This is a genomic window from Streptomyces sp. NPDC002825, assembly GCF_040295385.1.
Lineage (GTDB): Bacteria > Actinomycetota > Actinomycetes > Streptomycetales > Streptomycetaceae > Streptomyces.
This window is the reverse complement of record NZ_JBEOVH010000007.1, coordinates 215,386-225,920: the sequence shown is the minus strand read 5'-3', so window position 1 is coordinate 225,920 and position 10,535 is coordinate 215,386. Positions and strand designations below refer to the sequence as shown.

The 10,535-nt window shown below is 71.3% G+C and carries 8 protein-coding genes; 3 read left to right on the top strand and 5 right to left on the bottom strand.

Features of this window, described 5'->3' with window-relative positions; genetic code table 11:
* A partial coding sequence (gene dnaJ / locus ABT041_RS12545) for a molecular chaperone DnaJ (RefSeq protein WP_351183071.1) occupies positions 1–1,095 on the bottom strand: 1,095 nt, incomplete at its 3' end.
* Positions 1,096–2,115 (bottom strand): heat-inducible transcriptional repressor HrcA, encoded by a 1,020-nt coding sequence (hrcA, locus tag ABT041_RS12540; protein WP_351183069.1) that lies wholly within the window; start codon positions 2,113–2,115, stop codon positions 1,096–1,098.
* 148 nt (positions 2,116–2,263) lie between these two features.
* Between hrcA and ABT041_RS12535 the strand changes: the two genes are divergently transcribed.
* Positions 2,264–2,992 carry an MBL fold metallo-hydrolase gene (locus ABT041_RS12535; protein WP_351183067.1) on the top strand — a complete coding sequence of 243 codons (729 nt, stop codon included), beginning with the start codon at positions 2,264–2,266 and terminating at the stop codon, positions 2,990–2,992.
* Between the two features lie 10 nt (positions 2,993–3,002).
* Positions 3,003–3,809 carry a DUF3097 domain-containing protein gene (locus tag ABT041_RS12530; protein WP_351183066.1) on the top strand — a complete coding sequence of 269 codons (807 nt, stop codon included), beginning with the start codon at positions 3,003–3,005 and terminating at the stop codon, positions 3,807–3,809.
* Between the two features lie 252 nt (positions 3,810–4,061).
* Here the strand turns inward: ABT041_RS12530 and hemW are convergent, their stop codons facing one another.
* The 3 genes from hemW to lepA all read right to left on the bottom strand — a co-directional run bounded on the left by hemW (position 4,062) and on the right by lepA (position 9,257).
* Complete coding sequence (gene hemW / locus ABT041_RS12525) at positions 4,062–5,294, bottom strand: radical SAM family heme chaperone HemW (protein WP_502976455.1); 1,233 nt, start codon at positions 5,292–5,294, stop codon at positions 4,062–4,064.
* Between the two features lie 48 nt (positions 5,295–5,342).
* Positions 5,343–7,220 carry an AMP-dependent synthetase/ligase gene (locus ABT041_RS12520; RefSeq protein WP_351183062.1) on the bottom strand — a complete coding sequence of 626 codons (1,878 nt, stop codon included), beginning with the start codon at positions 7,218–7,220 and terminating at the stop codon, positions 5,343–5,345.
* Between the two features lie 168 nt (positions 7,221–7,388).
* A complete protein-coding gene (gene lepA / locus ABT041_RS12515; protein WP_351183060.1) occupies positions 7,389–9,257 on the bottom strand; it encodes a translation elongation factor 4 in 1,869 nt (622 codons plus the stop codon).
* Positions 9,258–9,442: 185 nt separating this feature from the next.
* Between lepA and rpsT the strand changes: the two genes are divergently transcribed.
* Positions 9,443–9,709 carry a 30S ribosomal protein S20 gene (gene rpsT / locus ABT041_RS12510; protein WP_188270270.1) on the top strand — a complete coding sequence of 89 codons (267 nt, stop codon included), beginning with the start codon at positions 9,443–9,445 and terminating at the stop codon, positions 9,707–9,709.
* Positions 9,710–10,535 lie beyond the last annotated feature (826 nt).

Sequence of the window (10,535 nt, the reverse complement as noted above, 5' to 3'; positions counted from 1 at the left end):
CTGCCCAGGCTGGAACTGCCCCGTGGGCCGCTCCTCTCCGCGCAGCTTGGCCAGTTCGCGGAGCAGGCGCTCCTGCTCGGCGTCGAGCTTGCTCGGGGTCGTCACCTCGACGTGCACGATCAGGTCGCCCCGGCCGTTGCCCCGCAGGTGCGTGACGCCGCGCCCGTGCAGCGGGATCGACTGGCCGGACTGCGTGCCCGGGCGGATGTCGATCTCCTCGACGCCGTCGAGGGTCTGCAGCGGCACCTTGGTGCCGAGCGCGCCCGCCGTCATCGGGATGGTGACCGTGCAGTGCAGGTCGTCGCCGCGCCGCTGGAAGACCTCGTGCGGGGTCTCGTGGATCTCGACGTACAGGTCGCCGGCGGGGCCGCCGCCGGGGCCGACCTCGCCCTCGCCCGCGAGCTGGATCCGGGTGCCGTTGTCGACGCCGGCCGGGATCTTGACCGTGAGCGTGCGACGGGACCGGACCCGGCCGTCGCCCGCGCACTCGGGGCACGGGGTCGGGACGACGGTGCCGAAGCCCTGGCACTGCGGGCAGGGGCGGGAGGTCATGACCTGGCCGAGGAACGACCGGGTGACCTGGGAGACCTCACCGCGGCCGCGGCACATGTCACAGGTCTGCGCGGACGTGCCGGGCGCGGCGCCCTCACCCGAACAGGTGGTGCAGACGACCGCCGTGTCGACCTGGATGTCCTTGGTCGTGCCGAAGGCCGCCTCGTTGAGGTCGATCTCCAGACGGATCATGGCGTCCTGGCCGCGGCGGGTGCGCGAGCGCGGGCCGCGCTGCGAGGCCGTGCCGAAGAAGGCGTCCATGATGTCGGAGAAGTTGCCGAAGCCGCCGGCTCCGAAGCCGCCGCCCGCGCCACCGCCGCCGGAGGCCGAGAGCGGGTCGCCGCCGAGGTCGTAGACCTGCTTCTTCTGCGGGTCCGAGAGGACCTCGTAGGCGGCGTTGATCTCCTTGAAGCGTTCCTGCGTCTTGGGATCGGGATTGACGTCCGGGTGCAGCTCGCGGGCGAGCCTCCGGAACGCCTTCTTGATCTCGTCCTGGGACGCGTCGCGGCGCACGCCGAGTACGGCGTAGTAGTCCGTGGCCACTTACGACTCCGCCAGGATCTGTCCGACGTAACGTGCCACTGCGCGTACCGCTCCCATCGTTCCGGGGTAGTCCATGCGGGTCGGTCCGACCACGCCGAGTTTGGCGACTGCCTCGCCGCCCGAACCGTAGCCGACCGAGACGACGGACGTGGAGCTCAGCCCCTCGTGGGCGTTCTCGTGCCCGATGCGTACGGTCATGCCAGATTCCTTGGCCTCGCCGAGCAGCTTGAGGAGCACGACCTGCTCCTCAAGTGCCTCCAGGACGGGCCTGATGGTCAGGGGGAAGTCGTGTCCGAAGCGGGTGAGATTGGCGGTTCCGCCGATCATCAGCCGCTCCTCCTGCTCCTCGACCAGCGTTTCGAGCAGGGTCGCGAGCACGGTCGAGACCGTGGCGCGGTCCTCGGTCTCCTCGAAGGACTCGGGGAGGTCCTGCACCAGCTGCGGCACGTCGGCGAACCGACGGCCGACGACCCGGCTGTTGAGCCGGGCCCGCAGGTCGGCGAGCGAGGTCTCGCCGAAGGGCGCGGGGCAGTCGATGACCCGCTGCTCGACCCGGCCGGTGTCCGTGATGAGGACGAGCATCAGGCGGGCGGGTGCCAGCGAGAGCAGCTCCACGTGCCGGACGGTCGAGCGGGTCAGCGAGGGGTACTGGACGACGGCCACCTGGCGGGTCAGCTGGGCGAGCAGTCGTACCGTGCGCCCGACGACGTCGTCGAGGTCGACGGCTCCGTCGAGGAAGTTGTGGATGGCCCGTCGCTCGGGCGTCGACAGCGGCTTGACGCCGGCGAGCCGGTCGACGAAGAGGCGGTAGCCCTTGTCGGTCGGAATGCGTCCGGCGCTGGTGTGAGGCTGGGCGATGTACCCCTCCTCCTCCAGCACGGCCATGTCGTTGCGCACGGTGGCGGGCGACACGCCGAGCTTGTGGCGCTCGGTGAGCGCCTTGGAGCCGACGGGCTCCTCCGTCCCGACGTAGTCCTGGACGATGGCGCGCAGGACCTCGAGCCTGCGTTCGCTGAGCATCGTGCGCACCTCCAGCTGTCGTCGTCGTTCCGGTTGCTCCGCTTTTGGCACTCGCCCTGTCCGAGTGCCAGCGATCCCCCGGCCAGTGTACGGCGGCGGGCATCGCTCCTGGCAAGGAGGCGGCGCCCGCACCGGTTAGCGTCGCCCCATGGACGTGGATTGGGAAGCGTACGGATGGGAGCGGCTCGCGGACGGGGTGGGCCGGCGACGGCTGCCCGGCTGGGACGCCACGGTGGGACTGGTCCTGGGCACACAGGGGGTGCTGCTGTACGACACGGGGTCGTCGCTGGCGGAGGGCGCGGAGCTGCGCGCACAGGTGGCGGAACTCACGGGCGGCCGAAAGGTGACGCACATCGCACTCAGCCACCCCCATTTCGACCACGTCCTCGGGACGGCGGCGTTCGCGGGGGCGGAGGTCTTCGGCGCGGTGGGCTCCCCCGACCTTCTTGCCGGGGCGAGGGCCCGGGAGGAGCTGTACGGCGACGCGGTACGGCAGGGGCTCGACCCGCAGCTGGCGACGGAGGCGACGGACGTCCTGGTGGCGCCGCGGCACGTGGTCTCGGGCGAGTGGACGCTCGACCTGGGCGACCGCCAGGTCCTCCTGGCGAACGTGGGCCCCGGCCACACGGGCCACGACCTGGCGCTCTGCGTCCCGGGCACCCGGGAGGTCGTCTTCTGCGGCGACCTGGTGGAGGAGTCGGGCGAGCCGCAGGCGGGCTCGGACGCGATCCCGTCCCGCTGGCCGGACGCCCTGGACCGGCTGCTGGCCCTCGGCGGCGAGGAGGCGGCGTACGTGCCGGGGCACGGCGCGGTGGTGGACGCGACGTTCGTCCGGGCTCAGCGCGGTGAACTGGCACGCCGCTTCGACGTGCCCTAACGTCACCCGAATGCGCAGCTACAACCCGGATCTGACGCCGCCTTGGAAGAAGCCGAAGCCCGTCCCGGAGGTCCCGGCGGACCCGGACCTGGTCGTCGAGGAGGTCGGCACGGGCTTCTGCGGGGCGGTGATCCGCTGCGAGGCGGGCACGGTGACGCTGGAGGACCGGTTCGGAAAGCACCGGGTCTTCCCGCTGGAGCCGCGCGGCTTTCTCCTGGAGGGCAAGGTCGTGACGCTGGTGCGCCCTGTGGCGGCGTCTGTGTCCCGCCCCACCCGAACGGCCTCGGGCTCGGTCGCGGTCCCGGGAGCACGCGCGCGCGTGGCACGGGCGGGCCGGATCTACGTCGAGGGCCGGCACGACGCGGAGCTCGTCGAACGGGTCTGGGGCGACGACCTGCGGATCGAAGGCGTGGTCGTCGAATACCTGGAGGGCGTGGACGACCTGCCGGCGATCGTCGCGGAGTTCGGCCCCGGCCCTGACGCCCGGCTCGGCGTCCTGGTGGACCACCTGGTGCCGGGCTCGAAGGAGTCGAGGATCGCCGCGCAGGTGACCTCGCCGGACGTCCTGGTGGTGGGCCACCCGTACATCGACGTCTGGGAGGCGGTGAAACCGTCCTCCCTGGGCATCCCGGCCTGGCCGACGGTCCCCAGGGGCCAGGACTGGAAGACGGGCGTCTGCCGCGCCCTGGGGTGGCCGTCGGACAACACGGGAGCGGTCTGGCAGGCGATCCTGAAGCGGGTCACGTCCTACAAGGACCTGGAACCCGAACTCCTGGGCCGAGTGGAAGAACTGATCGACTTCGTCACGACCCCGTAGGCCCGTCCCCCGCGGGACCCGCGCAGGTCCGCCCCCGTGTGGGCAATCGTCCCGCAGGGCGGGACGGGTGGGCACACGGGACGGCGCCCTCAGCGGCGCCTCCGCGTTCCGAGCCTGGACCCGCACCCCCTGTGCACCGAGCGGCTGGTGCGGGTCAGGGCACGCAAGCCTCTGGCGCCGGCAGGGGCGCCGTCCGTCGTGCCCACCCGTTCCGCCCTGCGGAACGATTGCCCACGACGGCGGCGCGGCGCCTCAGTCCACCAGGTCCCGCACCACCGCGTCGGCCAGCAACCGCCCCCGCAGCGTCAGCACGGCCCGCCCCGACGCGTACGGCTCGGCCGCGAGGAGCCCGTCGGCCAGGGCGCGCTCCGCCGCCGCCAGGCCCGCCGGCTTCAGCAGGTCCAACGGGCACCCCTCCCGCAGCCGCAGCTCAAGAAGGATCCGCTCCACCCGCCGGTCCTCCGCCGCGAGGACCTCCCGCCCGGCCCCCGGCGACCGACCGCCCGCGAGCGCGGCGGCGTACGCGCCGGGATGCTTCACGTTCCACCACCGGACGCCGCCGACGTGCGAGTGGGCGCCGGGCCCCGCCCCCCACCAGTCCGCCCCGCGCCAGTACAGCTCGTTGTGGAGGCAGCGCCCGGCCTCGGAGGTGGCCCAGTTGGACACCTCGTACCAGGAGAAGCCCGCCGCCTCGAAGGCCGCGTCGGCGATGAGGTAGCGGTCGGCGTGCACGTCGTCGTCCGTCATGGGCACCTCACCGCGCCGGATGCGCCGGGCGAGCTGGGTCCCCTCCTCGACGATCAGCGCGTAGGCGCTCACATGGTCGGGCCCGGCCCCGATCGCCGCGTCCAGGGAGGCCCGCCAGTCGTCGTCGGACTCGCCGGGCGTGCCGTAGATGAGGTCGAGGTTGACGTGCTCGAACCCGGCGGCCCGCGCCTCCGAGACGCACGCCTCGGGCCGCCCGGGCGTATGCGTGCGGTCGAGGATCTTCAGGACGTGCTGCCGGGCGCTCTGCATCCCGAAGGAGATCCGGTTGAAGCCCCCCTCCCGCAGCTCGGCGAGGTACGCGGGGTTCACGGACTCCGGATTCGCCTCCGTCGTCACCTCGGCGTCGTCCGCGAGCCCGAACTCGTCCCGGATCGCTCCCAGCATCCGTACGAGATCCCCGGCGGCGAGCAGCGTCGGCGTGCCGCCGCCGACGAAGACGGTCCGCACGGGACGGGGGTCGTCCCCGAGGACCTTCCGGGCGAGCCGGATCTCCTCGACGACCTGCTCGGCGTAGTTGTCGCGGGAGGCGAGCACCCCGCCCGTACCGCGCAGCTCGCTCGCCGTGTACGTGTTGAAGTCGCAGTAGCCGCAGCGCGTCGCGCAGTACGGCACGTGCAGATAGAACCCGAGCGGCCGCTCCCCGGCCCCTTCGAGGGCGCGCGGGGGCAGCGCCCCGTCGTCGGGAACGGGCTCACCATCGGGCAGTACGGAAGGCATGAGCCCCATTGTCCCGTACTGCCCGAGGTAACGGCCCGGCCCGGCGGGTCACGCCTCGCGCGACCCCGCGTACATCTCCTCGATGAGGTCCTTGTACTCGCGCTCGACGACCGGCCGCTTCAGCTTCAGGGACGGGGTGAGCTCGCCGTGCTCGATGTCGAGATCGCGCGGCAGCAGGCGGAACTTCTTGATCGTCTGCCAGCGCTGGAGGCCCTCGTTGAGGCGGTCGACGTAGCCCTGGATGAGCTTGACGGTCTCGGGGGCGGCGACGACCTCCGCGTACGACTTGCCGCCGAGGCCGTGCTCGGCGGCCCAGCCGAGGAGGGAGGGCTCGTCGAGGGCGATGAGGGCGGTGCAGTAGTTCCGGTCGGCGCCGTGGACGAGGATGTTCGAGACGAACGGGCAGACGGCCTTGAACTGGCCCTCGACCTCGGCCGGCGCGATGTACTTGCCGCCGGACGTCTTGATCAGGTCCTTCTTGCGGTCGGTGATCCGCAGGTAGCCGTCGGCGGACAGCTCGCCGATGTCGCCGGTGTGGAACCAGCCGTCGGACTCCAGGACCTCGGAGGTCTTCTCCGGCAGGCCGTGGTAGCCCTCCATGATGCCGGGGCCGCGCAGCAGGATCTCGCCGTCGTCGGCGATCCGGACCTCGGTGCCGGGGAGCGGCTTGCCGACGGTGCCGGTGCGGTAGGCCTCGCCCGGGTTGACGAACGAGGCGGCGGAGGACTCGGTGAGGCCGTAGCCCTCCAGGATGTGGATGCCGGCGCCGGCGAAGAAGTAGCCGATCTCGGGGGCGAGGGCGGCGGAGCCGGAGACGCAGGCGCGCAGGTTGCCGCCGAAGGCCTCGCGGATCTTGCCGTAGACGAGGGCGTCGGCGACCTTGTGCTTGGCCGAGAGGCCGAAGGGCGCGGAGGCGGTGCCGGTGCGGCGGAAGTTGTCCTGGGTGGCCTTGGCGTACTCGCGGGCGACATCGGCGGCCCACTGGAAGATCTTGTACTTGGCGCCGCCGCCGGCCCGGGCCTTGGCAGCGACCCCGTTGTAGACCTTCTCGAAGATGCGGGGCACGGCAGCCATGTAGGTCGGCTGGACCACCGGAAGGTTCTCGATGATCTTGTCGACGCGGCCGTCGACGGCGGTGACGTGGCCGACCTCGATCTGGCCGGAGGTGAGGACCTTGCCGAAGACGTGGGCGAGCGGCAGCCAGAGGTACTGGACGTCGTCCTGGGTGACGAGGCCGGTGGCGGCGATGGCCTTGGCCATGTACGACCAGTTGTCGTGCGGGAGGCGGACCCCCTTGGGGCGGCCGGTGGTGCCCGAGGTGTAGATGAGGGTGGCGAGCTGCGTGGAGGTGATCGCGCCGACCCGCTCCTTGACGGCCTCGGGGTGCTTCTCCAGATAGGCCTTGCCGCGCGTCTCGAGGTCGGCGAGGGAGAGGACGAACTCGCCGTCGACGTCCGCGCCGGTGGGGTCGACGACCACGACGTGACGGAGGTCGGACAGCTCGGCGCGGCGCTCGACGGCCTTGGCCAGCTGGGCGGCGTCCTCGGCGATGAGGACCCTCGACTCGGAGTCGGCGAGGATGAACGCCGACTCCTCTGCGTTGGTCTGCGGGTAGACCGTGGTGGTCGCGGCGCCCGCGCACATCACGCCGAGGTCGGCGAGGATCCACTCGACCCGGGTGGAGGAGGCGAGGGCGACGCGCTCCTCGGCCTGGACGCCGAGGTCGACGAGGCCGGCGGCGATCGCGTAGACCCGCTCGGCGGCCTGTCCCCAGCTGAGCGACTTCCAGTCGTCCGGACCGGCGCCGGAGGCGGCGGGCACCGGGTAGCGGTAGGCCTCGGCGTCCGGGGTCCGCTCGACGCGCTCAAGGAAGAGGGTCGCCACGGAGGGCGGCCGGTTCTCGATCTGGGTCTGTGTGTCGCTCACGACGTCCTCCGGGCGGCGGCGGTGCCTGCTGGTGGTTCGTAACTAACTGGCGAGTAACCTTCGAGCCGGGATCAGAGTAGAGGCCGGAATGCTGCCACGTAAGGGCCCACGGATAACGAACAGGCCCACGTGCGCGTCGCACGTGGGCCCATTCGGTGCATAAGGCAGCTACTTCTTGCCCTTGCCGGAGGACTCGTCGCTCGACAGCACGGCGATGAAGGCCTCCTGGGGAACCTCCACCGAGCCGACCATCTTCATGCGCTTCTTGCCTTCCTTCTGCTTCTCCAGCAGCTTCCGCTTACGGGAGATGTCACCGCCGTAGCACTTGGCGAGGACGTCCTTCCGGATGGCGCGGATGGTCTCGCGGGCGATGACCCGGGAGCCGATGGCGGCCTGGATCGGCACCTCGAAGGCCTGCCGGGGGATGAGCTCGCGCAGCTTGGCGACGAGCCGGACACCGTAGGCGTACGCGGCGTCCTTGTGGGTGACGGCCGAGAAGGCGTCGACCTTGTCGCCGTGCAGCAGGATGTCGACCTTGACCAGGCTGGAGGCCTGCTCGCCGGTGGGCTCGTAGTCCAGGGAGGCGTAACCGCGGGTCTTGGACTTCAGCTGGTCGAAGAAGTCGAAGACGATCTCGGCGAGGGGCAGGGTGTAGCGGATCTCGACCCGGTCCTCGGAGAGGTAGTCCATGCCGATCAGCGTGCCGCGACGGGTCTGGCAGAGCTCCATGATCGCGCCGATGAACTCGCTCGGCGCGAGGATCGTGGCGCGCACGACGGGCTCGAACACGTCGCTGATCTTGCCCTCGGGGAACTCGCTCGGGTTGGTGACGGTGTGCTCGCTGCCGTCCTCCATCACGACCCGGTAGACCACGTTGGGCGCGGTGGCGATGAGGTCGAGGCCGAACTCGCGCTCGAGCCGCTCACGGATCACGTCGAGGTGGAGGAGACCGAGGAAGCCGACGCGGAAGCCGAAGCCGAGGGCCGCGGACGTCTCCGGCTCGTAGACCAGCGCGGCGTCGTTGAGCTGCAGCTTGTCGAGGGCCTCGCGGAGGTCCGGGTACTCGGAGCCGTCCAGCGGGTAGAGACCCGAGAAGACCATCGGCTTCGGGTCCTTGTAACCCCCGAGCGGCTCGGTGGCGCCCTGGTTCAGGGAGGTGATCGTGTCACCGACCTTGGACTGGCGGACGTCCTTCACACCGGTGATGAGGTAACCGACCTCGCCGACGCCGAGACCGTCGGACGCCGTCATCTCGGGCGAGGACACACCGATCTCGAGGAGCTCGTGCGTGGCGCCGGTCGACATCATCCTGATGCGCTCGCGCTTGTTGAGCTGCCCGTCGACGACTCGCACGTAGGTGACGACACCGCGGTAGGAGTCGTACACCGAGTCGAAGATCATCGCGCGGGCGGGGGCGTCGGCGACGCCGACCGGGGCCGGGATGTCCTGGACGACGCGGTCGAGGAGCGCCTCGACGCCCATGCCGGTCTTCGCGGAGACCTTGAGGACGTCCTCCGGCTGGCAGCCGATGAGGTTCGCGAGCTCGTCGGCGAACTTCTCGGGCTGGGCGGCCGGCAGGTCGATCTTGTTGAGCACGGGAACGATCGTGAGGTCGTTCTCCATCGCGAGGTAGAGGTTCGCGAGCGTCTGCGCCTCGATGCCCTGCGCGGCGTCGACGAGCAGGATGGTGCCCTCACAGGCGGCCAGGGACCGCGAGACCTCGTAGGTGAAGTCGACGTGCCCCGGCGTGTCGATCATGTTCAGGATGTGAGTCCTGCCCTCACCCTGCCCGTCGGTGGGCGCCCAGGGCAGCCGGACCGCCTGGGACTTGATCGTGATGCCGCGCTCCCGCTCGATGTCCATGCGGTCGAGGTACTGAGCACGCATCTGCCGCTGGTCGACCACACCGGTCAGCTGGAGCATCCGGTCGGCGAGAGTGGACTTGCCGTGGTCGATGTGCGCGATGATGCAGAAGTTGCGGATCAGAGCCGGGTCGGTACGGCTCGGCTCGGGCACGTTGGTAGGAGTCGCGGGCACGCAGGGATCTCGTCTCGGGCGATGTTCAGAACGGATACGTAGACACCATGGTCCCATGCCCGCCGCCCGGCGCCCGGTTTGGGCGGCCCTGAGAGTGGCTGATACTGTGGACAGCTGTGTCTCGCATGCCCTCTCAGCTGCGGGGCGCATCCAGAAGGAACACCGAACCTGTAAAGGCTCTTTTCGTGGCGAACATCAAGTCCCAGATCAAGCGGAACAAGACGAACGAGAAGGCGCGCCTGCGCAACAAGGCCGTCAAGTCCTCGCTCAAGACCGCGATCCGCAAGGCCCGTGAGGCTGTCGCCGCCGGCGACCTCGAGAAGGCCACCGTTGCCACTCGCGCCGCCTCGCGTCAGCTCGACAAGGCTGTCTCGAAGGGTGTCATCCACAAGAACGCCGCCGCCAACAAGAAGTCGGCGCTGGCCACCAAGGTTGCCTCCCTCCAGGGCTGAGCTCTGATGTAACCGGCTGTACGGGACCCAGCGGGCCCTCTACCCCGCTCCCGCCCGGCCACCCGGACTCGCGCGCGGACGCGTTCGCCACGCGGGCGCGAGACCACCAGCTGTAACGCCGAAGGCCCCACCGCCTCCTTCCCCAGGAGCGGTGGGGCCTTCGTCGCAGGTGGGGGCGGTGGAGCGGGACGCCGACGGCACGGCCGCATCCCGGACGGGCACGGCGGCGCGAAGCTGCCGGCCGACGGCCGAACCGGCCCCGTCGGGCCCGCCGCCCGGCACGGGCCGCCGCCGCAGGACCACACCCGGCCCCGCCCAGGCCGGACCGGCCCCCAGGGGTACGGGACGCCGGCCCACGGCACGCGCGCACGAGGCCGCCTCGGCACCGCCGGTTCTCGGGACCCGGGCCCGCCACGGGCGGCGCGAAGCTGCGGTCACGCTTCGGGGGTTCGGAGGCGGAGCCCCGGGGAAAAAAGCACCTTCACCCCCACCAGCCCCCGGCAGGGTTTCGGGAAGGGGCGGGGTGGGGGTCCCCGGCCGGCACCGCACCTACGACGAACCGCCCGCCGGGCCGCCCGAGCCCACACCTACGACGAACCGCCCCGAGCCGGGCAGCACCACCCGAGCCCCACCTGGGACGAACCCGCCCCGCGGGCGGCACCACGGGGACCCGCCCTACGACGACACCCCGAGCCGGGCCGCACCACCGGGACCCGCCCTACGACGACGCCCCGAGCCGGGCCGCACCACCGGGACCCGCCCTACGACGACGCCCCGAGCCGGGCCGCACCACCGGGACCCGCCCTACGACGACGCCCCGAGCCCG

Excerpts from the sequence above, each read along its gene's own strand:
- hrcA (WP_351183069.1), bottom strand. The coding sequence starts at position 2,115 with ATGCTCAGCGAACGCAGGCTCGAGGTCCTGCGCGCCATCGTCCAGGAC.
- ABT041_RS12535 (WP_351183067.1), top strand. The coding sequence starts at position 2,264 with ATGGACGTGGATTGGGAAGCGTACGGATGGGAGCGGCTCGCGGACGGG.
- ABT041_RS12530 (WP_351183066.1), top strand. The coding sequence starts at position 3,003 with ATGCGCAGCTACAACCCGGATCTGACGCCGCCTTGGAAGAAGCCGAAG.
- hemW (WP_502976455.1), bottom strand. The coding sequence starts at position 5,294 with ATGCCTTCCGTACTGCCCGATGGTGAGCCCGTTCCCGACGACGGGGCG.